Genomic DNA, 23479 nt, shown 5'->3' on the forward strand with positions numbered 1-23479 from the left:
TCAGGCAGTAGATCGCATCACGCGACCGGCCAGGAGCGAGGCGACCGCCACGCCCGTCAACCCGGCCACGGGAGCCACCGACGTCGACCACCCCGACAACACGAAGTAGCCGAAGGCGGCGCCGACGACCAGCAGGGCAGCGTGCACGGGCGTCCAGTGCTCGATCGACGGCAACCAGAACGCCAAACCCATGCCGAGGAGCAGCGCCAGAACGTGACCGAACGCGGTGAAGTCCGCGTCGAGCGTCGCCACCAACGCGATGCCGAGCCACCAGCCGATCCAGGCCGGTCGCCAGCGCGCCGGTATCGATGCGGTCAGTGCGCCCAGCACGCACACCGCGCCGTAGCTGATCCCGACGTCGGTGGCGCGCGCCACCGAGAAGGGCTGCCATCCCGTCTCCACCGCGGCCACCAGCCCGACGGCGACGATCACCGTGGCGCCGATGTGGCCGACGGCGAAGGTGATCAGTAAACCCCGGCCACGCCAAATGAGTTCGCCGAGCGCCAGCAGGCACACCAGCCCGGGCAGCCAGAGATAGACATCGCCGCCGTCGCTGACGAACGCGCTACCGACCAAGCTGCCCAGGTTGCCGTGCGCCAGGTTGTGCAGGTTGGTGCTCATCTCCCTGACCACCGCGGCGCGGGTGTGCCCACCCAGCGCCGACAGGGTGACCGAGACGGCGAGCAGCAACACGGCGTAGGCCGCCGTGACGCGCAGGCGGTCGGGGCGCGCGCGAAGCTCGGTGCGGGACAACGTCATTGACCGTTCCAACCCCGGTCGCGGGCGAGCAGGTCGGCGACGGTTTCTCTGCGCACCAGTTCACGAGGCTTGCCGCCGGAGACCGCGACCAGCGGCGGGCGGCCCACCATGCTGTGCCTCGGCACCATCGAGTGCTGATAGGCGCCGGTGCAGGCGACGGCCAGCAGGTCCCCGGGGCGGATGTCCACGGGCAGCTCGACGTCGCGGGCGAGTTCGCGACCGTCGCCGTGCCGACCGACGACGGTGACAGGCGCGGTCGCGGTCGGACGGTGCCGGTTGGCCAGCGCCACGGTGTAGTTCACGTCGGGGCGCTCAGCGCCGGGTACGTCACTCGAGCCGCCGTCCACGGCGACGAAGGTGCGCCCTCCTGGTTGGCGTTTCACGGCGATCACCCGGCAAAGCATCATTCCGGCCCGCGCTGCGATGGCGCGGCCCGGCTCGATCACGATTCGGGGGCGAGGGAATTCGTGCTCGGCACAAGCCGATTGCAGCGCGCCGTCGATGCTGGTTCCCAGCGCACGTACGTTGAGTTCGGGATCGCCGGAAAGGTACGGGACTGCATGCCCACCGCCGAGATTGAGCTCGGTGACCACGACCTGGTGGCGGTCGCGGACCTCGGCCATCACGCCGATCATCTGGCGGATCGCCTCACCGTAGACCGAGGCGTCGGTGAGCTGTGACCCGAGTCGGCAGTGCAACCCGACGAGATCCAGCCACGGCTGGTCCAGGACACGCCTCAGCGCGCCGGCCGCCTGCCCGCCTGCCAGCGCGAAGCCGAATTTCTGGTCGACCGCCCCTACGTCGGGGATGACTCCCACCAGCACGCGCTGACGCTGTCGCACGCGACACGCCAGGAGGGAGACCTCGCTCGGCGTATCGACGACGATCCGTCCGACGCCGGCCGCGACCGCGTCGCAGAGTTCGGCCGCTGTGATCACCCCGTCCAAAATGATCTGTGACGGCGGGACGTCGGCGGCCAGCGCGGTCGCCAGCTCGCCGGCCGAGGCGACATTGATGCCGGCCCCTTCGTCGGCAGCCCAGCGGGCCACGTCGACGCTCAACAGCGCCTTGCCGGCGTAGATCAGCTCGGCGTCGGGCAGCGTCGCGCGATAACAGCGGATGCGGGCCCGAAAATCCTCCTCGTCGACCACGTACGTGGGCGTGCCGAACTCGGCGGCGAGGTCGACGGCCGCCACGTCGCCCACGCACAGCCGGCCCAGGTCGTCGACGTAGGCGCTCAGCGGCCAAATCGCCCGATCGAGGTGCGGGTTCAGCCCGTGCCTCAGCGACGGAAGCAGCTCGAAGAGCGTCATGCCTCCACGGTGCCGGTCCGGCCGGGCGCGTGCCGCGTTCTTAACGAAGCCTTCACACCCGCGCGGCAAATCTTCACAGATTTGGAACACAGGCCGCGATCGCGGCGATCACCTCGTTCGCGGACAGTATCGCGGTCGCGCGCTCATCATCTCCGGCCCAGCGACGGGACGAAGGGGATGTCGTCGGATGCGGCACGCCGGGCGGCCAGCAGCGTCCGCGCGGCGTCGCCGATCGGAACACGAAGCGGCAGTTGCGGCTTCTCGGCGGCGTCGGCAACTTCGTCGGCGACCTGTTCGGGGGTGATCATCCCGGCCCGCGGCCCACCGCCCGCGAGAATTGCGGCGTAGGGGTCCTCGGGCAGGGCATAAGTGGTCACATCGTCAAGCGCGCCGGAGCTCACCGCGCCGGGCTCCAGCAGGCAGGCTTGGACGCCCAGCGGCGCGACCTCAATGGCTAGCGCCTCGACGAGGGCTTCGAGCGCCCACTTGGTCGCGGCATAGGCTGCGCCGGGTGGCAATACGATGCGCCCGACGACGCTGGACATGAACATAAGCTTCCCGTCGCCCCGTTCGCGCATCTGTGGGAGCACCGCCTGAGCCACCCGGAGCGCGCCGACCGTGTTGACGTCGAGAACCCGCCGCAGTTCCGGCAGCGGAATCGCTTCGACCGCCGCATAGAAGATCACCCCGGCGTTGGAGATGACGACGTCGAGATCACCGGCGGCGGCGACAGCCGCGGTGACGCTCGAGTCGTCGGTAACGTCAAGGGCCAGCCGTCGGTCGACGTCGAGACCGGCGAGCGTCTGCGGGTCGCGGGCCGTGGCGACTACGCGATGACCGCGGCCCGCGAACTCGTTGGCGATGGCGCGGCCGATGCCGCGGCTTGCCCCTGTGATCAAGACGGACAACATGGTGTGCGCTCCTTTGTTAGGGGTAGGTCGTCACAGACGACCACCATCACCATCGGCGGTGTCATCGCCGCGACTCGAAGATCAGCAGGGTGCTGCTCGCCGTGGCGACGAGGTTTCCCGACGAGTCGGTGACCTTGCCTTCAGCGAAGCCGATCCGCGAGCCGGCCTTGACGACGGTGCCGACGGCCAGCAGCGGCCCGCTGGCGACGGTTACCGCTTTGAGATAGTTCACCTTGATCTCGACCGACGTGTACCCGACGCCCTGGGGCAAGGTCGTATGCAACGCGCAACCGGTCACTGTGTCGAGCAGTGTGCACACGGCCCCTCCGTGAACGATTCCGAGCGGGTTGTACGTCGACGTGTCCGGGCTGCAAACGAACGTGATGGCGCCCTTGTCGACCTGGACGACGCGCATCGGAATCAGCTCCCCGATGGGTGGCGGCGGCAAGCTCCCGTCGGCCACCGCACGCCAGTACGCCAACCCCGACATCGACGCGACGTTGGTCTGCGTGGTGATGGGGTCCCGCCACGTGACCACCCGCGACTGCTCCTCGCCCCAACGTGCGGTGGGCGCGGGATGGGCTTGTTCGGAAGTCGTCATCGTTCCTCAGAAACTGATCGGTTTACTTGTGCAGCCAACGTATCGCGACTTCGGCCTTTTGTAAACCGATCGGTGTATATTGGTCGACATGGTCGACTCTGCGACGCGCACCCCGGGCGGTCGCGGGGCGCGCGATCGTATCGAGCGCGCCGCAGCGAAGCTCTTCTACCGCAACGGAATTCACGCGACCGGTGTCGAGCTGATCGCCCAAGAGGCTAATGTGTCCAAGCGCACGCTCTACCAACACTTCTCGAGCAAGAACGAGCTGGTGGACAACTACCTGCGGGGTGTGGACGCCCGCGGCGGCTCGCCCAACGAGCGGCGCCTACAGGATGAGGCGCTGCCCGCACGCGAGAGGCTGTTGGCCATCTTCGAGATGACACGCCGCGACGTCGTGCGGGGCTGCCCGTTCCACAATGCCGCCGTGGAGTCGGCGGGATCGCTCGCCAGCACGGACGAGATCGTGCGGGCCCACAAGCTGGATTTCACTGGGCGTCTCGTGGCCGTCGCCCGCGAGGCCGGCGCCACCGATCCGGAGCTGCTCGGCCGACAACTGGCCGTGCTGTTCGAGGGCGCCACCGCGATGGCCACCTCCCTGAACGACACCGCGCCCGTCGTGCATGCGCGCGCGGCCGCCGCCACGCTCATCGACGCCGCGCTGAAGTCTTGACTGCGGAGTCTTCAGGCTGTTAGACAAGGCGTACGCCACAATTTGGGCGATCGCCCAAAAGGCCGTGGACGCCGGCAGCCGCCTGAAATAGAGGAACGAATGACCGTCACCAGCGACACCGACGTCTACTACGACCCCTACGACGTCAACATCAATGCCAACCCGTATCCGACCTATGCGCGGCTGCGTGAAGAGGCGCCCATCTATCACAACGAGCGCTACGACTTCTGGGCGCTCTCAAGGCATTCCGACGTCGAGCGGGCGCTTGCCAACTGGGAGACATTCTCCAACAGGCGCAGCGACATCCTCGAGCTCATCCAGTCGAAATTCGAGATGCCCGGCGGCGTCATGATGTTTCAGGATCCGCCCGAACACACGCGGCTGCGCGGCCTGATGTCGCGGGTGTTCACGCCCCGCCGGATGGCCGAGCTCGAAGACCAGATCCGGCAATACTGCGTGCGGTGTCTGGACCCGCTGGTCGGGTCGGGGAGCTTCGACATCATCGCGGAGCTGGCCTCGATGATGCCGATGCGGGTGATCGGGATGCTGCTGGGAATCCCGGAGTCCGAACAGGTCTCGGTGCGCGACGCGAACGACGCCAACCTGCGAACCAAGCCGGGCGCCCCGTTGAAGGTCGCCGACGCCGACTCCATCGCCGACGGCCGGATCTACGCCGACTATGTCGAATGGCGCTCCAAGCATCCCTCGGATGACCTGATGACGACGCTACTCAACGTCGAGTTCGACGACGAGCACGGCGTGCACCGCAAGCTGACGCGCAAGGAGGTGCTGCATTACACCCAGGTGGTCGCCGGTGCGGGCAACGAGACCACCGGTCGGCTGATCGGCTGGCTGGCCAAGGTGCTCGCCGAGCATCCCGACCAGCGGCGCGCGGTCTACGAGGACAGGTCGCTGTTGACTCGCACCGTCGACGAGACGCTGCGATTCGAACCGACGGGCCCGCACGTCGCGCGGTGGATGGCCAGGGATTTCGAGTGTTACGGCACGACGGTTCCGGCCGGTAGCGCCATGCTGCTGCTGTTCGGCGCGGCCAATCGCGATCACCGTCGCTACACCGATCCCGACACCTACGACATCCGCCGGGACAACATCTCGCACATCACGTTCGGGAAGGGCGTGCACTACTGCCTTGGCGCCAACCTGGCCCGCCTCGAGGGCCGCGTGGCGCTCGACGAGATCCTCAACCGCTGGCCCGAATGGGGCATCGACTACGACACCGCGCAATTGGCATCGACGTCGACCGTGCGTGGCTGGGAGCGGTTACGAGTCGTGTTGCCCTGAAACGAGTTAACCTGGCATCTCGAATCTGTCGATGATCCGGTTCACCAGTGCGACGGCTTCGGAATGGCCGGTCGTGGCGCCCAGTGCCTGCTCCAGGATCAGCATGCGACCGACCGCCGCGATGATGACCGCGATGCCAGCGGGCGGGAAATCGCGGGTGTCCAGCTCGTGTTCGCAGACGATGAAATTCAGCGCCGTGGTCTGCATTTCGCGCCAGCGGTCCGACCAGGCCGCGATCTCGGCCCGGATCTCCTTGCGGTGGTTGGCCAGTCCCATGAACTCCAGCAGCAGGCGGGTGTCCTTCGGCTCGATGAGCGTGTCCCAGAAGGCGTGCAGGGGGCGGTCGGAGGCGAGCGCCCGCTGTTGGCGCTCCAGGTAGGCGGCCGCGCCGCGCCGGAAGACATTCAGGTAGAGCTCGTCCATGGTGGGGAAGTAGTAGTGCACCAGGGCCGGTTTGACGCCGGCTTCGGCCGCCACCCGGCGCGAGGTGGCCGCGGCGTAGCCCTCGTCGACCATGATCCGGATGGTGGCGTCGATCAGCATGTCGCGTGTCGTGGAATCCCGCGCCTTCGGTCGTTCGGAAGCGGTCATGGTGTGGTGTTCCTGTCGACGGACCGGAGGGGGCAGGCGCTTGGGCGATCGCCCAAAAGTCTAGCCTGACGGTCACGCAGGATTAGGAAGTGGCGTGGTCGGGGAACTTGGTTGCCAACATTCATGAAACGGAAGGAAGGCCGTGCCTCCCACTTTCGCCGACGTCATCCAATCGAAGTACCTGCTGCTGACGACGTTCACCAAGGACGGCCGCCCCAAGCCCACACCGATCTGGGGTGTCCCAGACGGTGACAAATTGTTGGTGATCACGGACGACGGGTCGTGGAAAACCAAGCGGATCAACAACACGCCCCGGGTGACCATCGCCAAGAGCGCCGCACTGGGCAAACCCAAGAGTGAAGAGGTCGAGGGAATCGCCCGGGTGCTGCCGAAGTCCGAGACGCGGCGCGTCTACAACGCCGTGCTGAGGCGGTATTGGTATCACGCCTGGTGGTTCTATGCCCATTCGATCGTGCGGGGCGGCATCGACAAGGTGCATGTCGGCCTGGAAATCAGACCGGCCGCGTAGCGTCGCTCTTCGGATTGATCAGGATCTTCGCGTGCGCCTCGGGATCGCCGAGGGCATCGAATGCGGCTTCGACGCCGGCCAGCCCGACCGAGCCGGTGATCAGCGGTGCGACGTCGACCTTGCCGTCGGCGAGCATATGCAGGGTGTCGCGGAATTCGAGCGGCGTGTAGCCGAGCACGAACCGCAGGTCGATCTCTTTGTTGATCGCCATCGCCGGACGGATGTGGTCGGCACCCATGCAGACGCCGACAACGACGACGCGGGAGAACAGCGGCGCGCCGGCGATGATGCTATCGATGATGCCGGGCACGCCGACGCATTCGAAGATGACGGGATGCTTGGGCGTCGTGGCGCCGGCGGCCTCGGCGGCGCGCCAGAAATGCCACCACGGCAGCCGCAACCGGTGAAGCTTTTCGATCGTCCCGACCGCGAGGTCGAACGCCTCCAGGATTCCGTGCAGGTGTTTGCGTCCCGCGTCGGTCTCATAGGGCGAGTCCTGCGCGGGGTCGACGACGATATCTGCCCCGCAGGCCGTGGCCAGGGCCCGTCGGCCGGGGGAGAAGTCGCTCGCGATCACGGTGCGCACCCCGTGTGCCTTCAGCATGCATATCACCGCGAGACCGATTGGCCCGCAACCGATGACGATCGCGACGTCGCCCTTGCCCACCTCACCGCGCCGAACGGCGTGCCACCCGACGGCCATCGGCTCGGTGAGCGCGGCGACGTCGGGGGACAACCCATTGGGGACGGCGAACGTCAACGACTGCTCGACGAGCAACTGTTCGGCGTAGGCGCCGGGCGCCATCGTCGAGAGTCCGATCCCGTGCACCTCCTTGCCGCGCCGCAGCAGCGGCAGGGCGACGACCCGGGTGCCCGGTCGTGGTGCCTTGCGGGTGCCGGGGCCGTAATCGAGGACCTCGCCGCAGAATTCATGGCCGAACACGACTTGCTGATCCGAGCGCATGAACGCGTCGTACCCGGATTCGGCCATCACGTCGGCGAGCTCGTCGCAGTGGCGGCGGGCGTGCAGATCGGATCCGCAGATGCCACACCTGAGCACCTCGAGCAATAACTGCCCCTTGGCGGGGGTCGGCGTCGGGGTGTCGATGACTTCGAGGTTCGCGTTGGTGCACGACACGCTCTTCATCTGTCGATCCTCCTACACGGTCGCCGGCCCGCCGCAAGCATCGCGCGACGCAGCGTTGTCGACGTCGTTACGGCAGTCGTTGGTCCCTCGGCTCTGAGCTCAGCCACCGGCGGCGCGGTACGCCTCCAGCGTGTCCGCCACCGTCTCCTGCGGATCGCGATATTTGATGCCGAGCTCGCGTTCGCTGGGCGAATCGTCGGACGCCGGCATCTGCGTGTAGTACTGCATGCCGGCCCACGTGAACGGCGTTTCGAACGGCAGAAATCGATTGGCCCGATCGAGCACCGCCCCGGCCACGCGCAGCGCGCTGTCGGGGATCGGCACGGAGACCATGGGTGTGCCGGCCACCTCGCCGAGCAGGGTCGCCAGCTCGGCAGCCGGCACCCGGTGGCCACCGGCGGTGTAGCGGCGCGGCCCGCGCCCGGGCTCCATCAGCGCCGCGTGCAACGCGGCCAGATCGCGGACGTCGACGATCAGCCACGCGGCGCTTCGCCCCGGGATCGCGTGCATCTGCACGGCCGCTCTCACGCCCTCGCCCGCCTCACCGAACTGATCGCCGACCGGGGGGCCGAGCACCATGCCGGGGTAGGTGATGTTCACCGGCGCACCGGCGTCCTGCAGACCGCGGGCATAAATCTCGACCTGCGCCTTGGACGTCCCGTATCCGTCGGCTCCGCCGACCACGGGCAGGTCCGCGGTCAACGTCTCCAGGCTCGGATGGAACAACGCAGTGAAGCTCGACACGTGGACGATGGGGTCCAGGCCCAGCTCGACCGACTGGCCGAGCACGTTTTGGGCGCCCTGCATATTGGTGGCGAGCATCTGCGCCGTCTGGCGGGGGTCGGTGGCGACCAGGGCCGCGCTGTGCACGACGGCTTCGCAGCCGTCCAGCGCCTTGCGCACCGCCATGCGATCCGTGATGTCGGCGACGGCAAAATCCGACACGTCGACGCCCAGCTTCGCCACCGACGTCTCGAGCTTGGCGGGGTTGCGCACCAGGAACCGGATGTCGTGGCCCGCGTCGGCGATCGCCTTGGCCGTCCAGCCGCCGACGAATCCCGTACCACCTGTGATCAGAACGCGCATGCTGGAATCTTTGCAGGGCCGGGTGGCCTACAGATGACTGGAGGCGAAGTTGGCGGCTTGACTCGTCATGCCGTTCATCCCGTAGGAGGTGTGCGCTGCGAAGCCGTCGCCGCCGGCGCTGCCGCAGATCGGGTCGCCCTGGGCGCAGAGCTCGAGCGTCTTCGGCTGATAAAGCGGGCCGATGGCGAGCGGCGGGGCGTGGTACTTCTGCAGGAAGTCGCCGGACGGCGTCCCGAACAGGGTGACCGCCGCGACGTGGTTGGCGACGTCTGCCGGCATGGGCGGCGGCACCGCGGACGCGGGCACGCCCGCCGGGATGGCCGCCGACGTGACGTAACCGGCCAGGGCGGCGCCTTGCGAGTATCCACCGAGGACCTCGCGTGTGTTGGGGCAGTTCTTGGCCGTGGCCTCGACGTGCGAGCTGGCGTCACGGATGCCGTCGACGACCGTCTGCGGGAAGTTCGGATTCGAAAAGTCGGTGCTGGCGGGGTAGTTGACCGCGTATACGCCCAGCGATCGGGAGCCGATCTGCGACCGCAGCGCGTCCACGAACGAGCCACCGATGCCGCCGACGCCGGGCGGCTCACCCGACCCGCGGGCGAAGACCACCTCCACGTCGGGACACGACGGGTCCGCGGACGCCAGCGGAGTGGGCGCGCTGGAAACCAGGGCGCCGGCCGCCAATGTCGCCAGTCCGACGAGCACCGACAGCCGGCGCAGCCCGGAGCGCCTGCTCACTTCTTGAACGCGTCTTTCACCTTTTCACCGGCGTCCTTCAAGCTGGACTTCGCCTGGTCCGCCCTGCCCTCATCCCGGGTTTCATGGTCGCCGGTCGCCTTGCCGATGGCCTCCTTGGCGCGGCCGCCCAGGTCCTCGATCTTGTTCTTCAACTTGTCCTCGTTACTCATGCCGCTGTGGCTACCCCGCATTGGCACACGTTGAAACCCCGCCCTGCCATCATGGAGTGGTGAGCGCCGCAATCGTGGTGGCAGTAGTCGTGGGGTTGATGCTCCTCGGCATCGGCATGGTGGTCAACCAGCTGCTCCGGTTGCGGCGGTATTTGCGGGATTCGCCGGGGCCGCCCCCACGCGGCCCCGAGCCGCCGGACGGGATTAGCTAGCGCAAAGGTCGACCGTCGCCCTCGGGTGACTGATAGCTTCGTCCTCGTGGTAGCGGGGCGGCGCGGCACCGTGAAACCGTCAGTGCTTCTGGTCACCGACGACGGCCTGCCGCGCGGTGTGTCCGGCGCGGCCGATCCCCATTTCGCCAATGTCGTGAGATTGTTCGCCCAGCTGTTCCCCGGCCGCCGGTTCGGTGGCGGTGCGCTGAGCGTCTACATCGACGGTGTGCCCGTCGTGGACGTCTGGACCGGGTGGTCGGACCGGGCCGGCACGCAGCGCTGGACCGCCGACACCGGCGCGATGGTGTTCTCGGCGACCAAGGGTGTCGCGTCGACGGTGATCCACCGGCTGGCCGACCGCGGCCTGCTGTCCTACGACGAGCCCGTCGCGCGATATTGGCCCGAGTTCGCCGCCAACGGCAAGGCCGAGATCACGGTGCGGGACGTGTTGCGGCACCGTTCCGGGTTGTCGCATCTGCGCGGGGTCACCAAGGCCCAGTTGATGGACCACGCCCTGATGGAGGAGCGCCTCGCCGCCGCGCCCGTCGACCACCTGCGAGGCGTGCAGGCCTATCACGCCTTGACGTACGGCTGGCTGCTGTCCGGCCTCGCCAGGTCGGTGACCGGCAAGGGCATGCGGGAGCTGATCCGCCAGGAGGTCGCGCGCCCCCTCAACACCGACGGCTTGCACCTCGGCCGGCCCCCGGAAGGCTCGCCGACCAAGGCCGCCGAGATCTTGATCCCGCAGGGCAGGCTGCGCGCCCCGGTGTTCAACTTCATCGCCCCCAAAATGGCCGGCCTCCCCTTCTCCGGCGCCCTGGGCGCGATGTACTTCCCGGGCGTCGTGTCCCTCATCAAAGGCGACACCCCCTTCCTCGACGGTGAGGTGCCCGGCGCCAACGGCGTGGTGACCGGCCGTGGGCTGGCGAAGATGTATGCCGTGCTGGCGAACGACGGCCGCATCGACGGCAAGAAATATCTGTCCGAGGAGCTGGCGCGCGGCCTGGCGGGGCAGGCCCGGCGGAAGTGGCCCGACGCGAACATGGTGGTGCCCATGCCATTTCACCTCGGCTACCACGAAACGCCGGTGCCGGGGCTGCTGCGGGGCTTCGGCCATGTCGGGCTCGGGGGAACGCTCGGCTGGGCCGACCCGGAGGCGGGCAGCTCGTTCGGCTTCGTCCACAACCGATTGCTCACGCCGCTGCTGTTCGACATGGGATCCTTTGCGGGACTTGCCCGCCCGTTACGCAATGCCATCCTGGCCGCCCGCGACCAGGGTCCGCTGCCGGTGCCGCAGCTGGGTGCCACCTACGCCAAGCCGGCCCGGCGCAAGGCGGCCCTATAGCCGGGCGGCGACGAAGTTCGCGGCTTGCGCCGTCATGCCCGACTGGACATACGAGCCGTGCGCCAGCACGTTGCCACCGCCCGAACACGCCGGGTCACCGTCGGCGCACTCGTCGATGGTCTTGGCGCTGTACGGCGGTCCGATCGGCGGGAAGACGGTGCCGGCGAGGGTCCCGGCCAGCGGGGAGGTCGGATTGCCGAACACGGCGATCGCGGCAACGTGGTCGGCCGCCTGCGGCGGCAGGGCCTTGGTGGCCAGGTCCATGACACCCGCGCCCTGAGAAAACCCGCCGAGCACCAACCGCGTGTTGGGGCACCGGGTGATCATGTCCTGCACGTGCGCGACGGTGTCGTCGGCACCGGCTTGGGCGCTCGTCGCGAAAGCCGTTGTCGCCGGGTAGTTCACCGCGTAGACGCCCATCGAGCGCCCGGCGAGCTGCGCACCCAGGGAGTCGATGAACGCCTGGCCCACCTGGCCGACACCGGCGGACTGACCGGTGCCGCGGGCGAACACCACCTCCACGGCCGGGCACGGATCGGCCTCGGCGGGCGGCAGGTTCGGCTCCCCCAAGGCCGCCGAACTCACCAGCGCCACAACGCCAACGACGACGCGCCTCGCGATCACCGCTCCATGCTGACATAGGCGTTGCCGCGCGGCAGTGTCAGCGGAAGGTCGGCGTAGGTGACGATGCCGGGCGCCGCGGCAACGACGGCCGGGATCGCGTTGATCGCGGGCATCGCGGTCATGATGTGGCCGAGGTCCATGAATTCCTCGAGCGTCGTGGCCGCAAAGTAGGGCGGCGGCAGGAAGCCCACCTTGGTGGTCACCGTCGGCTGTCCGTCGATCTGGATGACCCAGCCGTCCTGTTCGATCTTCCAGTCGGGTTCGAGCGTCTGCCCCTTGCGCCACCGCACGTTGAGGTCGATCAACGTGGTGTCGCCGACGATGCCCTGCCAGCTGATGTAGACGCCCGCAACGCATCCCGCGGGGATCGTCCACGATGCCATCTCGAGGTCCGCGGTGGTCTGGGCGAACTCGGCCACGCATTTCACCTCGTCGAGTTCGACGCCGAGCGCGTCGCCCACCAACCGGACGGCCTCGCCGAAGATGGCCGTCCCCTTCGCCGCCATCGCCTGCAGCTCCGGATGGTCGATCGGCTGGCCGAAGCCCACCGGCTTCTCGGTCTCCGGTGAGTCGTAGAAGGTGGTGTCGGCGGCCTCGTTGACCGTGACCTTGTCGATCCGGTTGCACACCATGGCCGACACGATGGCCAACAGCTCGGCGAAACCGGGGCTGACTCCGGACCCGAAGATGGTCGAGCCGCCCTTCTCGCAGGCCGCCGAGATCTTCTCGCGGCCATTGCCGAGGTTGTGCCCGGTGATGAACGACGCCGTCGTCACCACGTTGACGCCGGCCGACAGGATGCGAACCAGCTCGTCGACATCGATCCACATCGGGTTGTAGACGACGCAGTCTGGTTTGAGCGCGAGCAGCTCTTCGACGTCATTGGTGGCGGCGACGCCCACCGGAGGGATGCCGACGAGGTCACCGGCATCGCGGCCGACCTTCTCGGCCGACCAGGCGTAGCAGCCCACCAGCTCCAGGAGGGGATTGGTGACTATCGACTTCAGCGAGCTCTTGCCGACATTGCCGGTGTTCCACTGAACCACGCGATAGGTGTTTGGCACTCGCTCAGCATAGGGAATCGCGGGCCGCCTTAGTAGGCGGATTCGGCCGCCAATATCTCGGCGAGAAAGGCGTCGTCCGCCGGGCGGTCCAGCCGCGCCCGCGCCCACCGGCGCACCCGCTCGCGGGTGTCGGCCGACTCCGTGGTCTCGACGCCGATGACGACTGACGCCGCCAACCAATCGTGATCCCAGGCCGCAGATTCCGAAAGTGGCCGTTGCCCGGCGTCGGTCAGGGCGAGGGTCGCGCGGCCGTCGGCGTCCAGGGCGCCGGTGCCGGAAATGGTTCCGGAGCGCAGTCGCACCCCGATCCCGGTGGGCGCCTCGGGCCCGATGACGGCCACCCGGACGAGCGCAACAACCGCGGTCCCGGTCGCTTCGATCGTCCAGTCGACGGTGTTCTCGCCCGCATCGAAGATCCCGGGCGGCACCGCACCCCAGTGGACGGACGCGACACCGCGGGCGATCGGCGTAGCTGAGCGCGGGCCCGCGTCCGCGCCGGCCGCCAGCGCGTAGTCGTCGCGGCGACCACTCGGGAAGGCCAAAACCGCAGCCGAATCCTCAACGGCGGCAAACAGTTCGGGCCAACCTTGGCCATCCACACCCAATTCGTCCGCCAGTTCGGCGCCCGTTCGCACCAGATCCAGGGCGCGCGGGTCACCGTCGGCGACGTGCGCGGCCAGGGCGGCGGCGTGCGGCGCCAGCAAGCCGGCGACGTCGGAATCCAGGGTGTCGTCGGCGAAGAAGCCCTGCGCGCCGGCGGTCAACACCGCGACCTCGAGGTCCAGCAGCGCGCGATCGAGGCCGGCGATGCCGTCCTGTCGGCTCGCGGGCCACCAGCGCCGCAGCCAGTGGCCCACGGCCAACCGGCGCAGCGGCCCGACCGACCCGGGCAGGATGTCCACGCCGGCAAGGTCGATGCTGCGTGGCTCGTCCGCCGAACCCACCGCGGAAGCCAGTGCGACATGCCCGGATTCACCGAGGACCCGCCAAAGCCAATCGGCGCGGCCCAAATCGGTGAAGGTGATGTGGGCCGCGGCTTCGTTCGGGTCGTCCAGGGTCCACGACAGCACCGCGCCGCTGACCTCGAGCACCGCGGCCAGCGGAGTCGCCTCGCTGGTGGGACCGGTGCTCCACAGCCCGGAGTCGGCGATCAATCTCATCCGGCCACCTGCAATTCCAGCATCGCCTTGATCCGCTGCCGGTGATCCAGGCTCACCGACCGCGCGACCCCTTCGAGCAATGACCGCACGTCATCGACGTCGTCGCACGGCTCCTGCCACACGTCGCGACCATGCAACCGCGCCCACAGCCGGCTCAGGTAGGGCTGCGCGTAGGCGGCGAGGTCGTCGACCACCTGCTGCTGGCGCGGATGGATGGGTCCGCCCTCGGCGAGATAGCGGCGGGCGTGCAGCACATAGGCTTCCTTGCGCAGCCGCGCCTGGATCTGCGCCGCCAGGGCGTAACGGCTGGCGACCGACGGGTCCAGCGGGGCCAACTCCACCGCGATCTCGATGCCCGCGACGATCGTGGCCTGTTTGTCCTCTGAGAGCAGTCCCCAGGGCGCGCAGGCCCGGTCCACTTCCTCCTCGCACAGCAGGGGGATGTCGGGCAGCGCGTCGCGGTCCAGGGCGCGGCGCAGGGTGGCGCGCACCCGGTCCACCACGCTGCGGTCCAGCGGCCGGTCGCTATCGGCATCGCCGGCCACGCGCGGGGGTCGTTGCGGCGCAACCGAACTCAGCCCCAACTCGACGATCGACCACGGCAGTTGTGCCGCCTCGACGCGGGCCAGGGCGCCCAGGTTGTACGGCGTGGCGTCGGCGATCATCGCCGACCAGACGCGCTGCCGGGCCGTCGCGGTGCGGTGGCTGTTGGCCGGGCCCAGGACGGTGGCGAGTTCGGCCATGAACGGGCCGGTTCCGGTCGCCGGCCCTGTTTGCGGCGCGCGCACGTCGCGCCAGCTGCGGTCGAGTTGATCGGCCAGCTTGGCCAGCGCGTCGGGATCGGCCACGTACTGATGCAGCACCTCGATCGCGGTGCGGTCCCGGCCCTGGTGGACGTCTTCCAGCACCGCGGCCGCCGTCTGTTGATCCTCCGCTGACGGTTGGCCTTTCGTGACCGCGAGCTCGAAGCAGACCGGGAAGTACAGTTCCTGCGCGTTTCCAGTGCGGATGCGCTGCCGGCGCCGCTCCATCTTGAGCACCTCGAACCACGCTGCGGCCGCACGCAATTCGGGCGCGCTCCCGACGATCAGCTCACGCATCACGGCGGCCGTCTCCGGGGTGACCACGGGTGCCGAATACTGCGGGTTGGACCGCAACCGGAGCACCAACGGGTCGATGATGCGTTTGACGGTGCGGCTCAGCGGGCCGCCGTCGTCGCTGCTGAGCACCTCCACACCGGGGCCGATCGCCCGCCACGCCGCGTCGATCACCGACCGGCGGGGGTGGCCGACCGCGACGGCCAGCTGTGAATCCGCGCTCATCTGCACAGAATAGGGGCATCGCGCCAAACGCGGCAGCCGAAAACTTGGGTTCGGTAGCCGGCCTACGACCGCACGCTGGTGGCATGAACAAGCTGTCAGTGCTGATTGACCGGGTCCGGTCCGCCCGGCGCCGCGGCGGAGGGGACCGCGCCGTCGGGGTCGGCACCGTGCGCGCGGTCGAGCGCCAGGTTTTCATCGAGGTGGTCGCCGTCTCCGGGGAGACGTTCATCGGCAAGTTGGCCCGGTGCGGCGACGATCTCGACATCTCGATGCTGCGGCCCGGCCTGGTGGTTCTGGTGGCGTTCGATCCCGCTGCGCGGGAGAGCCTTTCGCTGCCCGACGACGTGCTCGCCGTGCACGCGGCGTGGGTGGCTTCGCTGTGAGCGTTACCGGGCGCCGTCGACCGCGAAGCTGACGACGGCGCCCCAATACAGCGGGCTGGCCGTGGTATCACCGTCGCGCCAGCGCCGCATCTGTTCTCGCTGCCACCGGTTCACCGCGCACCCCGCGTCACCGTCAGCGCCGTGGGCGCGATCCACGGCGACCACGACCTCGGCCATCGGATCGGCGGTGGCCGAGGTGAACTGGCGATACGCCGCGGTGGTGGGCAGCGACCACAGGGTGGCCGTCACCAACTGCGCGCCGCCCAGGATCGTCGCCGCCACCAGCCCGGTCGCCTCGTCGAACTGGTAGTCCCCACCCGAGCCGCAGGCGAGCAGGGCCACCCGCGGCGGCATCGGCAGTTGCAGGGCCATCAGGTCCGAGGCGGTCAGCGGGCGGTGATCACCGATCGCCTCGGCGTCGCCGGGAATCTCGGCGGTGTCGGCCAGGTGCAGCGCGGCGCGATCGGCTCGGCCGTCGGCCGAACTGGCGTGCCCCACATACAGCAGCCTGCTCGGGGCAAGGGTCAGCAGCTTGGCCAGCCAGGTGCGGTCGGCGTCTTGGCGGCGGAACAATTCGACCGCGGCGTCGACGGACGGCAACACCGGCCGACGTTCCAGCACGTCGGTGAAGTACCGTGCCAACGGCGTTGCGGGCGAAGGCCTGCCGAGCACCGAGCCCAGCGCCGAGTCCGGGCGCTGACCCGGGACCCTGGGGTCGAGAACCAGCAGCGGCGGACCGTCCTTCCTGGCGGCCCACCCGGTCATCAGTCGCGATGAGTGCACGATGTTCGGCGGAACCGCCAGCAACACGTCGACCAGTTCCATCAGCCGGTGACCGTCGGTGTGTTTTCCGATGTCGGCATGCTGCCAGGGGATTCGGGCCGCGGCCCGGCCGCTGGCGGTGATGGCCTCCTGACGCGCACGCACCAGTTCTTCCTTGCTGGGCCCCGATTTCGGCAGCGCCAGCAGTCCCCAGGGGACCCGTGCCAGCCGCGCGCTGGGGGAGACGAACAACACCGCCCGCGGCTGGGCGACGCACTCGGTCAACAGCTGCCAGCCGGGGGAGCCGATCAGCAACACCCCGAGAATGTAGGCGAGCGTCAGCTCGCTGTCCGGCGTCGCGAAGGGCCCGGTGGTCAGCGCCCGCTCGATAGCGTCGCGCCGGCCCTCGGAGCCGTGCGGCTCCGGCAGGGCGCCCACCAGCTCTTCCAACGCGGCCAGCAGCAGCGGCTCTTCGATGACCCAGTTGACGGTTCGCGACGGCTCGCCGACGACCCGCAAGCTGGCGTAGGTGGCGATCCCGACGTCGGCGTACCTCAGGATCAGGGTGGTTCGGTCGGTTTCGGTCATGGCCACGTGGACCAGGCGGCCTCGGCCGCGGTGACGGCACGGCCGTAGCGCTGGAGAGCCAACTCGCGATAGTGGCTCAGGATCGGCTCCGCGTCCGGCTGCATCCGCAGCGGCGGCAACGGCCCGAGCCGGGTCAGCGATGCCCCACCGCGAGCGGGCGAGCCGGCCGCTGCCAGGGCGGGCGCCGGCTCCAGCTCGGGGTCGACGGGGACCGCGGGGGTGGCCGTCGAAGCCCATTCGCCGGTGCGGGGCCGTTGGTCACCTGCGTCGAAAGTCCCTCGCGCGCTGTGATATTCGACCAGTTCACTGATCAGCTGGGTGTTCTCCCACTCCCAGGCGACAGCGAAGGCGCCGGCCAGGACAGGGCCAGAAACGCTGGTGGCCCAGCGGGACCTCGCGTCGGCGTCGGCGATCGAATACCGCACCGAGTCGACGGCCAGCGCCGCCGGCACCTTGAGCTCGGCGGCTTGTTGAAGCTTGGTCATGCCGCGTCGGTATTTTTCGGTGCCGACCTCCCCGTGCAGGATGCCGAGCCCTTCGGCCTGCCGCGCCTCGGTCTCCTGCAGTGTCTCGTCGGGATCGCCCGAGCTGTCGAAGCCGAGGTCCGCCAACGCGTCCGCACGCCACACCGTGCCGAGATGATTGTCGAGCAGCGCGTACTGCAGCCAGCTGCTGCGCGGCGACGAGTCGAGCAGTTCGCGGGCTTGGGCGATCAGCTCGACAGCTTCGGCGAAGCGGCTCCAGAAGATCGCTATCCAGCTGCGCTGCAACAGGATACGGTGCAGATACAGCGGCTTTCCCAACTCCCGCCAGTGCCGCTCGGCGTGTCCCCAGCATTCGTCGGCGGCTTCCAGCGCGCCGGACCCCAACCGAGTGAGTCCCATGTACAGCCAGCAGCGGGCGACGTCGTGCGCCCTGTCGTGGCGGGCGATGACGGGGTAGGCCTCGGAAACCAGTTGTTCGGTGCCGGCGTGGTTGTTGGCCGCCCAGCACGCCGCCGCCCGCTCCAATTGCGCTTGCGCCGTGGCGAGTTCCCAGCCGTTGGCCCGGGCCCGGGCTTCCGCCCGGCGCAGCCAGGGATCGGCCTCCGACAGCCGGCCGGTTTCAACGCAGAACCTGCCGTAACCGGTGCCGGCGACGACCCGGACGTGGTCCGCGGCCGCGCCCCTTTCGGCGTAGTCTTCCATAGCGCCAACGACGTTCTCCCACAACGGAACCGACCGGACGTGCAGGTCGTCGTCGCACAACGCGGTCGCGCACAGGACCCGTGCTTGGAGTCGCAGGCGCGCGTGTTCGTCGGCCAGGCTGGGAAGATCCGCATCCGAGCCGTCGTCGTCCAGCATGGCCAGCGCCGCGGCCGCCCCCTCGTGATCGCCGATCGCCGCGGCCAAGCCGGCCCGCAAAAAGTGAGCCCGCCGTGAGTACCGACGGATCATGCGCGTTGTGTCGGCATCGGCGGGCATGCTCGCGTAAATCGATACGCAGTCTTCAATGCGCCGGATGGATTCGCGCACGCCGTCATTCGCGCCTCGGTCGAGGTAGATCTCGCCGAGCTGGGCGAGGACTTCCAGCATCAGATCGTCCCGGTCTTCCCGCTCGATGCGCGGTATCAAGGACAGCAACAGATCACGAGCCCCGGCTTCGTCGGCCGCGAACGCCAGGCGGCGCGCGCTGTCCAAGTCATCGGGGATCGACACGGCTGCATCATAAGTCCGCGGGTGTGGTCGGGGCGGGGAAAGCGGCGAGCGGCGGACGTGTGAGTGAGCACGTCCGCCGCCCGGTCGCGACCGATCAGCCGCAGGTCACCTTGATGTTGAAGTCCTTGGTGATCATTCCGGCCATCGGATTCTTCAGGTCGGCGCCCTGCGCCTGGCCCGTGATGGTGTAGGTCTTGCCGTCCACCGCCACGTCGGCCGACCCGACCTTCGCACCCATGTTGTTGCTGACCGACAGCGCGTTGCCGTCGACAACCATTGCCAGCGACTCGACCTTCGGGGTGGCCTCGTCGCTCATCACGACGGCGAGCGCCTGCCGTCCGCCGCTGGAGCCACTGCCGATGTTGATTTTGCCGCCGGTCTTGACGCAGGTCACCGACGCGGGGTCCAGGCCCGCCAGGTCGGCGCCGCCCACCTTGACCTGCGCCCCGCCGCCGTGGGCGACGCTGGGCGCCGTGCTCGATGCCGGGCTGGCCGTGTGGCCGCCACTGGAACACCCCACGAGCACCGATGCGGCGCCCAGCGTCCCGATCGCAGCCGCGAGAAGTCGCTTCACTTTGTGATTCCTTCCTCCATGCGCCGCCCCGATGGCGTCGTCATGGCGCAAGTACAGCTCCCTGGTTTCGCTACCGATCCCAAATTTCGCCGCGACGAGCCGGTAGGCTGCGTCGAGGTCGGCGCTGACGAAGGGAGGCACGCGATGCTGAGCGTGAAGTGGCTGGAAAAGCCTGAGGCCCATGACTTTCCAGCGGCGGCGGACTACCTCACCATGCTCGCGGACCCGGCGACGGTGAAAAAGGTGATCAAGAAGTTGAAGGCCGGCACCGTTACGCACCGGAAGGCCAAGGACATCCTGCGTGCGGCGCGGCTGGGTCTACTGCCCGTCGACAATCCGCATGTCGCGGCGGACCTGACCAAAATCGAGAAGGGGCAACCGCTGTCGCCCATCCTGTTGGTGCGCGGCGACTTCCCGACCGGAGCCCCGTTGCAGATCGCCGACGGCTATCACCGCGTGTGCGCGAGCTACCACACCGACGAGAACACCGACATTCCGGTCGTCATCGCGGCCGTGAGCCGCTGACCGAGGAGGTGACCATGATCGACATCAAGACGGTGGAAGACGTGCAGGTGCTGACGCTTTCGTCGGGTCCGGTCAACGCCCAGGACGTCGAGCTGCTCGAGGGGCTGGCCTCGGCGGTTGTCGACCTGGGGCGTTCGGGCGCCGGCGCGCTGGTCGTCACGGGCGCCGGCCGGGCGTTCAGCGCCGGGGTCGACCTCAACCGCGTGGTGGACGGGGGTGCCGCCTACACCGATCGGCTGGTGCCGGCGCTGTCGGCGGCGTTCGAGGCGATGTTCTCCTATCCGGGACCGACCGTCGCGGCGATCAACGGCGCCGCCATCGCGGGCGGGTGCGTGCTCGCGTGCGCCTGCGACCGCCGCCTCATCGCGCCTGAGGCACCAATCGGGGCGGCCGAGGTGCGCGTCGGGGTGCCGTTTCCGGTCGCGGCGCTGGAGGTGATGCGCTACGCGTGCGGGGACCACGCCGAGGAAGTGCTGCTGGTTGGCCGAAATTATCGGGGGCCCGAGGCCGTCGCTCGCGGACTCGCCCATCGCGTGGTTGCCGAAAATCTCCTCGAGGAGGCCGTGGCGGAGGCCTCGGATTTGGGCGGCATCCCCGCCACTGCCTATCGCCAGACCAAGACCCAGCTGCGGGCCCCGACGATGGCGCGGATTCGCGAGGGGGCCTCCATCGACGACGAGGTCCGGCAGATGTGGGGCGCGGACGAAACCCAACAACGCATCGCGGCCTACGTCGAGCGCCTGCGGCGGCGCGACTGATCGGGCCGGCTACTCCTCGTCGAGGGCGACCCCGCCCCTGGTACGACGGCGCCGCATGCGATGCGACCCCTTCCCCGTCGGACGACGGTTGCGCAACCTGGCCTCGCCTTCCCCGGCCTCCTCGGCGGGTTCTTCCGTTGCAGCTTCGGGCTCCGCGGCAGCTGCGGGCGTGGTGGCCTCGGAGGTCTGGGCCGTGACCGTCTCGGCCTCTTCCGGCTCGACGGCCTCGGTCTCTTCGGCCTCTTCAGGCTCGGCCTCGTCCTCGGCTGTCTCGGTCTCTTCGTCCGCGGCCTCGGTCTCGTCGTCCGTTTCGGCCGTTTCGGCCTCGTCGCCCTTCTTGCGGCGCAGCCGGCGTTTCTTGGGTTCCTTCGCCTTGATCGGCTTCGGCGGTGGCGGCGGCAACTCGGCGACAAACGACAGGTAGAACGCGAAGAACCCGAGCAGCGCGATCGCCGCGGCCGCCCCATAAATGGCGAACAGGTACTGGCCGGCGGTGTCCAGGCTCAGCCAGATCTCGCTGATCGCCGCGCCGATGATCAACACGCCCGCCAGCACATGGCACACGATCGAGGCGACCCGCAGCGTCAGGGCAAGCCGCGGCGTCCCCAGCTCCGGTTTGCGCACGCGCAACAGGTTGAACACCACCGGCAGTGCAGCCAGGGCGAACAGCGCACCCGTCGTGATACGCAGCGCCGTCCCCAACGAATGCGTGGTGTCACCCATCAGCTCCGGCCAACGGGGCAACACGAAAAAGAAATAGAGGACGCCGGCAGCGATCGAGAAAGACGCGTGCCACGGGATGGCGACCTTGCGCCCCATAAGCCTCCTCATGCTGGTTGGCTCAAGCCAGCCTAAAGGCGACCAACCCGATTCCAAACCATCGTGCCCGTCCGCATGGCGGACCAATTGCGGAGGATGCGGGATTTGAACCCGCGAGGGCTGTTAACCCAACCCGCGTTCCAGGCGAGCGCCATAGGCCACTAGGCGAATCCTCCGTGGCCATGGTAACCGAGGCCGCCATAGCGGCCACCACTCGCTCCGCGCCAGGTATTACACTCGCGGTGGACCCCGCGCGGCGTCTATCCTGTGAACTCCCCCAGGGCCGGAAGGCAGCAAGGGTCAATGGGCTCTGTCGGGTGCGCGGGGTCCCCTATATCCACTGAGTGGCGACCCGCTTCGCCCGGCTCCGCCGCGCTTGCGATCGCCGCTAGGTTGATAAACGGCGACCCGCTTCGCCCGGCTCCGCCGCGCTTGCGATCGCCTAGGACAGGGGCAACACATCACCCCGAAGCCACCGCCGTCGACAGCGAAAGGGTCCCACCGTGTCGCTGGATTCCCTCAGCCCTGAAGAGCTTGCCGCCGCCCACGCGCGCAACCAGCAGGATTATGCGGATCTGCAAGCCAAGAAGTTGGCCCTCGACCTGACTCGCGGCAAACCGGCGCCGGAGCAACTCGACCTGTCCAACCAGCTGCTGAGCCTGCCCGGCGACGACTACCGCGACGGCGAGGGCACCGACACGCGCAACTATGGTGGCCTCCACGGGCTGCCGGAGCTGCGGGCCATCTTCGGCGAGCTGCTCGGCATTCCGGTGCAAAACCTGATCGCCGGCAACAACTCCAGCCTGGAGCTGATGCACGACCTGGTCGCCTTCTCGATGCTGTACGGCGGAGTCGACTCGCAGCGGCCGTGGAAGGACGAACCGAGCGTCAAGTTCCTGTGCCCCGTCCCGGGCTATGACCGGCACTTCGCCATCACCGAGACGATGGGCATCGAGATGATCCCCGTCCCGATGCTGGCCGACGGTCCCGACGTCGACCTGATCGAGGAGCTGGTCGCCGCCGATCCCGCCATCAAGGGCATGTGGACGGTGCCGGTGTTCGGCAACCCCACCGGGGTCACCTATTCATGGGAAACGGTGCGGCGGCTGGTCCAGATGCGGACGGCGGCCCCCGACTTCCGGCTGTTCTGGGACAACGCCTACGCGGTGCACACCCTGACGCACGAATTCATCCGGCAGGTCGACGTGCTCGGGCTGGCGGCCAAGGCCGGCAACCCCAACCGCCCCTACGTGTTCGCGTCCACCTCCAAGATCACCTTCGCCGGCGCCGGCGTGAGCTTCCTGGGCGGGTCGCTGGGCAACATCGCGTGGTACCTGCAGTACGCGGGGAAGAAGTCGATCGGCCCGGACAAGGTCAATCAGCTGCGGCACCTGCGCTTCTTCCGCGACGCCGACGGCGTGCGCCTGCACATGCTGCGCCACCAGCAGATATTGGCGCCGAAATTCGAGCTGGCGCTGGACATCCTGGACAAGCGGCTGGGTGACTCCAAGATCGCCACATGGACCGAACCCCAGGGCGGCTACTTCATCAGCCTCGACGTCTTGCCCGGGACGGCGCGCCGGACCGTGGCCCTGGCGAAGGATGCGGGGATCGCGGTGACCGAGGCGGGGGCGTCGTTCCCGTACCGAAAAGATCCGGAGGACAAGAACATCCGGATCGCGCCCACCTTCCCGTCACTGCCCGATCTACGAAACGCGGTCGACGGGCTGGCCACCTGCGCGCTGCTGGCGGCCTCGGAGTCGTTGCTCGTCTCCGCCGCATCGAGTGTGAGCTGAGGGCGACGACACGCCGCGCTTGTCCGCCGTAGG

General features: G+C 68.6%; 26 protein-coding genes, 1 tRNA gene and 1 other RNA gene. 10 read left to right on the forward strand and 18 right to left on the reverse strand.

Annotated features, from left to right (window positions below; all coding sequences use genetic code 11):
• The 4 genes from A5681_RS18610 to A5681_RS18625 all read right to left on the reverse strand — a co-directional run bounded on the left by A5681_RS18610 (position 1) and on the right by A5681_RS18625 (position 3584).
• A complete protein-coding gene (locus A5681_RS18610) occupies positions 1-759 on the reverse strand; it encodes a rhomboid-like protein (protein WP_067278240.1) in 759 nt (252 codons plus the stop codon).
• Positions 756-2072 carry a diaminopimelate decarboxylase family protein gene (locus A5681_RS18615; protein WP_067278243.1) on the reverse strand — a complete coding sequence of 439 codons (1317 nt, stop codon included), beginning with the start codon at positions 2070-2072 and terminating at the stop codon, positions 756-758. The genes A5681_RS18610 and A5681_RS18615 overlap by 4 nt, the downstream gene beginning before the upstream one ends.
• Positions 2073-2218: 146 nt before the next feature.
• On the reverse strand, positions 2219-2983 hold the full coding sequence (locus A5681_RS18620) for an SDR family oxidoreductase (protein ID WP_067278246.1): 765 nt from the start codon (positions 2981-2983) through the stop codon (positions 2219-2221).
• Positions 2984-3044: 61 nt separating this feature from the next.
• Entirely contained in the window at positions 3045-3584 is a 540-nt protein-coding gene (locus tag A5681_RS18625; RefSeq protein ID WP_067278248.1) for a PaaI family thioesterase, read from the reverse strand.
• Positions 3585-3672: 88 nt separating this feature from the next.
• Here A5681_RS18625 and A5681_RS18630 point away from each other — a divergent pair, with 88 nt between their 5' ends.
• Together A5681_RS18630 and A5681_RS18635 are read left to right on the forward strand one after the other, a co-directional pair.
• Entirely contained in the window at positions 3673-4254 is a 582-nt protein-coding gene (locus tag A5681_RS18630; protein WP_067278250.1) for a TetR/AcrR family transcriptional regulator, read from the forward strand.
• Between the two features lie 99 nt (positions 4255-4353).
• Complete coding sequence (locus A5681_RS18635; RefSeq protein WP_067278252.1) at positions 4354-5556, forward strand: cytochrome P450; 1203 nt, start codon at positions 4354-4356, stop codon at positions 5554-5556.
• 6 nt (positions 5557-5562) lie between these two features.
• On the opposite strand, the gene A5681_RS18640 is transcribed toward A5681_RS18635, so the two are convergent.
• The gene (locus tag A5681_RS18640) at positions 5563-6147 is read right to left on the reverse strand and encodes a TetR/AcrR family transcriptional regulator (RefSeq protein ID WP_067278254.1); all 585 of its coding nucleotides are present in this window, start codon (positions 6145-6147) and stop codon (positions 5563-5565) included.
• A gap of 142 nt (positions 6148-6289) precedes the next feature.
• Here A5681_RS18640 and A5681_RS18645 point away from each other — a divergent pair, with 142 nt between their 5' ends.
• Complete coding sequence (locus A5681_RS18645; RefSeq protein WP_067278258.1) at positions 6290-6676, forward strand: PPOX class F420-dependent oxidoreductase; 387 nt, start codon at positions 6290-6292, stop codon at positions 6674-6676.
• Here the strand turns inward: A5681_RS18645 and A5681_RS18650 are convergent.
• From A5681_RS18650 to A5681_RS18665, 4 genes are all read right to left on the reverse strand, one after another.
• The gene (locus tag A5681_RS18650) at positions 6660-7823 is read right to left on the reverse strand and encodes a zinc-binding dehydrogenase (protein WP_067278261.1); all 1164 of its coding nucleotides are present in this window, start codon (positions 7821-7823) and stop codon (positions 6660-6662) included. The two genes, A5681_RS18645 and A5681_RS18650, sit on opposite strands and share 17 nt — an antisense overlap.
• A 99-nt stretch (positions 7824-7922) precedes the next feature.
• Positions 7923-8909 carry an NAD-dependent epimerase/dehydratase family protein gene (locus A5681_RS18655; RefSeq protein ID WP_067278265.1) on the reverse strand — a complete coding sequence of 329 codons (987 nt, stop codon included), beginning with the start codon at positions 8907-8909 and terminating at the stop codon, positions 7923-7925.
• Positions 8910-8936: 27 nt separating this feature from the next.
• A complete protein-coding gene (locus tag A5681_RS18660) occupies positions 8937-9629 on the reverse strand; it encodes a cutinase family protein (RefSeq protein WP_156738053.1) in 693 nt (230 codons plus the stop codon).
• Between the two features lie 14 nt (positions 9630-9643).
• Positions 9644-9817: a CsbD family protein gene (locus A5681_RS18665; protein WP_055403166.1), complete on the reverse strand. Its 174-nt coding sequence runs from the start codon at positions 9815-9817 to the stop codon at positions 9644-9646.
• A 59-nt stretch (positions 9818-9876) separates the two neighbouring features.
• On the opposite strand from A5681_RS18665, the gene A5681_RS27510 reads away from it, so the two are divergent.
• Positions 9877-10029 (forward strand): hypothetical protein, encoded by a 153-nt coding sequence (locus A5681_RS27510; RefSeq protein ID WP_197498646.1) that lies wholly within the window; start codon positions 9877-9879, stop codon positions 10027-10029.
• Between the two features lie 70 nt (positions 10030-10099).
• On the forward strand, positions 10100-11374 hold the full coding sequence (locus A5681_RS18670) for a serine hydrolase domain-containing protein (protein ID WP_067278312.1): 1275 nt from the start codon (positions 10100-10102) through the stop codon (positions 11372-11374).
• On the opposite strand, the gene A5681_RS18675 is transcribed toward A5681_RS18670, so the two are convergent.
• The 4 genes from A5681_RS18675 to A5681_RS18690 are packed head-to-tail and all read right to left on the reverse strand — an operon-like array spanning position 11369 to position 15544.
• Positions 11369-11998, reverse strand: coding sequence for a cutinase family protein (locus A5681_RS18675; RefSeq protein WP_082968427.1), 630 nt, complete (start codon positions 11996-11998; stop codon positions 11369-11371). The genes A5681_RS18670 and A5681_RS18675 overlap by 6 nt on opposite strands.
• Positions 11995-13062: a dihydrodipicolinate reductase gene (locus A5681_RS18680; RefSeq protein ID WP_067278271.1), complete on the reverse strand. Its 1068-nt coding sequence runs from the start codon at positions 13060-13062 to the stop codon at positions 11995-11997. Before A5681_RS18680 ends, A5681_RS18675 begins: the two co-directional genes overlap by 4 nt.
• Before the next feature lie 29 nt (positions 13063-13091).
• Positions 13092-14222 (reverse strand): hypothetical protein, encoded by a 1131-nt coding sequence (locus tag A5681_RS18685; protein WP_067278275.1) that lies wholly within the window; start codon positions 14220-14222, stop codon positions 13092-13094.
• Positions 14219-15544 carry a hypothetical protein gene (locus tag A5681_RS18690; protein ID WP_067278319.1) on the reverse strand — a complete coding sequence of 442 codons (1326 nt, stop codon included), beginning with the start codon at positions 15542-15544 and terminating at the stop codon, positions 14219-14221. The genes A5681_RS18685 and A5681_RS18690 overlap by 4 nt, the downstream gene beginning before the upstream one ends.
• 44 nt (positions 15545-15588) lie before the next feature.
• Here A5681_RS18690 and A5681_RS18695 point away from each other — a divergent pair, with 44 nt between their 5' ends.
• Positions 15589-15927 carry a hypothetical protein gene (locus A5681_RS18695; RefSeq protein WP_067278278.1) on the forward strand — a complete coding sequence of 113 codons (339 nt, stop codon included), beginning with the start codon at positions 15589-15591 and terminating at the stop codon, positions 15925-15927.
• Between the two features lie 3 nt (positions 15928-15930).
• On the opposite strand, the gene A5681_RS18700 is transcribed toward A5681_RS18695, so the two are convergent.
• The 3 genes from A5681_RS18700 to A5681_RS18710 all read right to left on the reverse strand — a co-directional run bounded on the left by A5681_RS18700 (position 15931) and on the right by A5681_RS18710 (position 19548).
• Positions 15931-17277, reverse strand: a complete 1347-nt coding sequence (locus A5681_RS18700; RefSeq protein WP_067278321.1) for a CHAT domain-containing protein — start codon at positions 17275-17277, stop codon at positions 15931-15933.
• Positions 17274-18974 carry a hypothetical protein gene (locus tag A5681_RS18705; protein WP_067278281.1) on the reverse strand — a complete coding sequence of 567 codons (1701 nt, stop codon included), beginning with the start codon at positions 18972-18974 and terminating at the stop codon, positions 17274-17276. The genes A5681_RS18700 and A5681_RS18705 overlap by 4 nt, the downstream gene beginning before the upstream one ends.
• Before the next feature lie 94 nt (positions 18975-19068).
• Positions 19069-19548 carry a lipoprotein LpqH gene (locus A5681_RS18710; RefSeq protein ID WP_067278323.1) on the reverse strand — a complete coding sequence of 160 codons (480 nt, stop codon included), beginning with the start codon at positions 19546-19548 and terminating at the stop codon, positions 19069-19071.
• A gap of 144 nt (positions 19549-19692) precedes the next feature.
• Here A5681_RS18710 and A5681_RS18715 point away from each other — a divergent pair, with 144 nt between their 5' ends.
• The gene (locus A5681_RS18715; protein WP_067278284.1) at positions 19693-20073 is read left to right on the forward strand and encodes a hypothetical protein; all 381 of its coding nucleotides are present in this window, start codon (positions 19693-19695) and stop codon (positions 20071-20073) included.
• Positions 20074-20087: 14 nt separating this feature from the next.
• Positions 20088-20831: an enoyl-CoA hydratase/isomerase family protein gene (locus tag A5681_RS18720; RefSeq protein ID WP_156738052.1), complete on the forward strand. Its 744-nt coding sequence runs from the start codon at positions 20088-20090 to the stop codon at positions 20829-20831.
• A gap of 9 nt (positions 20832-20840) precedes the next feature.
• Here A5681_RS18720 and A5681_RS18725 read toward each other — a convergent pair whose 3' ends face one another.
• Both A5681_RS18725 and A5681_RS18730 read right to left on the reverse strand, forming a co-directional pair.
• Entirely contained in the window at positions 20841-21650 is an 810-nt protein-coding gene (locus A5681_RS18725; RefSeq protein ID WP_067278291.1) for a hypothetical protein, read from the reverse strand.
• Between the two features lie 90 nt (positions 21651-21740).
• A tRNA-Ser gene (locus A5681_RS18730) sits at positions 21741-21826 on the reverse strand.
• Positions 21827-21891: 65 nt separating this feature from the next.
• Here A5681_RS18730 and ffs point away from each other — a divergent pair.
• Positions 21892-21986, forward strand: an RNA gene (ffs, locus tag A5681_RS18735) — signal recognition particle sRNA small type.
• A gap of 167 nt (positions 21987-22153) precedes the next feature.
• Positions 22154-23446: an aminotransferase class I/II-fold pyridoxal phosphate-dependent enzyme gene (locus A5681_RS18740; protein WP_067278296.1), complete on the forward strand. Its 1293-nt coding sequence runs from the start codon at positions 22154-22156 to the stop codon at positions 23444-23446.
• The last annotated feature ends 33 nt before the right edge of the window (positions 23447-23479 follow it).

Origin of the sequence: Mycobacterium scrofulaceum, assembly GCF_001667885.1 — a bacterium.
Classification (GTDB): Bacteria; Actinomycetota; Actinomycetes; order Mycobacteriales; family Mycobacteriaceae; genus Mycobacterium; species Mycobacterium scrofulaceum_C.

Coding starts and splice junctions, on each gene's coding strand:
- A5681_RS18610 (WP_067278240.1), bottom strand. CDS start 759: ATGACGTTGTCCCGCACCGAGCTTCGCGCGCGCCCCGACCGCCTGCGC.
- A5681_RS18615 (WP_067278243.1), bottom strand. CDS start 2,072: ATGACGCTCTTCGAGCTGCTTCCGTCGCTGAGGCACGGGCTGAACCCG.
- A5681_RS18620 (WP_067278246.1), bottom strand. CDS start 2,983: ATGTTGTCCGTCTTGATCACAGGGGCAAGCCGCGGCATCGGCCGCGCC.
- A5681_RS18625 (WP_067278248.1), bottom strand. CDS start 3,584: ATGACGACTTCCGAACAAGCCCATCCCGCGCCCACCGCACGTTGGGGC.
- A5681_RS18630 (WP_067278250.1), top strand. CDS start 3,673: ATGGTCGACTCTGCGACGCGCACCCCGGGCGGTCGCGGGGCGCGCGAT.
- A5681_RS18635 (WP_067278252.1), top strand. CDS start 4,354: ATGACCGTCACCAGCGACACCGACGTCTACTACGACCCCTACGACGTC.
- A5681_RS18640 (WP_067278254.1), bottom strand. CDS start 6,147: ATGACCGCTTCCGAACGACCGAAGGCGCGGGATTCCACGACACGCGAC.
- A5681_RS18650 (WP_067278261.1), bottom strand. CDS start 7,823: ATGAAGAGCGTGTCGTGCACCAACGCGAACCTCGAAGTCATCGACACC.
- A5681_RS18655 (WP_067278265.1), bottom strand. CDS start 8,909: ATGCGCGTTCTGATCACAGGTGGTACGGGATTCGTCGGCGGCTGGACG.
- A5681_RS18665 (WP_055403166.1), bottom strand. CDS start 9,817: ATGAGTAACGAGGACAAGTTGAAGAACAAGATCGAGGACCTGGGCGGC.
- A5681_RS18685 (WP_067278275.1), bottom strand. CDS start 14,222: ATGAGATTGATCGCCGACTCCGGGCTGTGGAGCACCGGTCCCACCAGC.
- A5681_RS18690 (WP_067278319.1), bottom strand. CDS start 15,544: ATGAGCGCGGATTCACAGCTGGCCGTCGCGGTCGGCCACCCCCGCCGG.
- A5681_RS18700 (WP_067278321.1), bottom strand. CDS start 17,277: ATGACCGAAACCGACCGAACCACCCTGATCCTGAGGTACGCCGACGTC.
- A5681_RS18715 (WP_067278284.1), top strand. CDS start 19,693: ATGCTGAGCGTGAAGTGGCTGGAAAAGCCTGAGGCCCATGACTTTCCA.
- A5681_RS18720 (WP_156738052.1), top strand. CDS start 20,088: ATGATCGACATCAAGACGGTGGAAGACGTGCAGGTGCTGACGCTTTCG.
- A5681_RS18725 (WP_067278291.1), bottom strand. CDS start 21,650: ATGGGGCGCAAGGTCGCCATCCCGTGGCACGCGTCTTTCTCGATCGCT.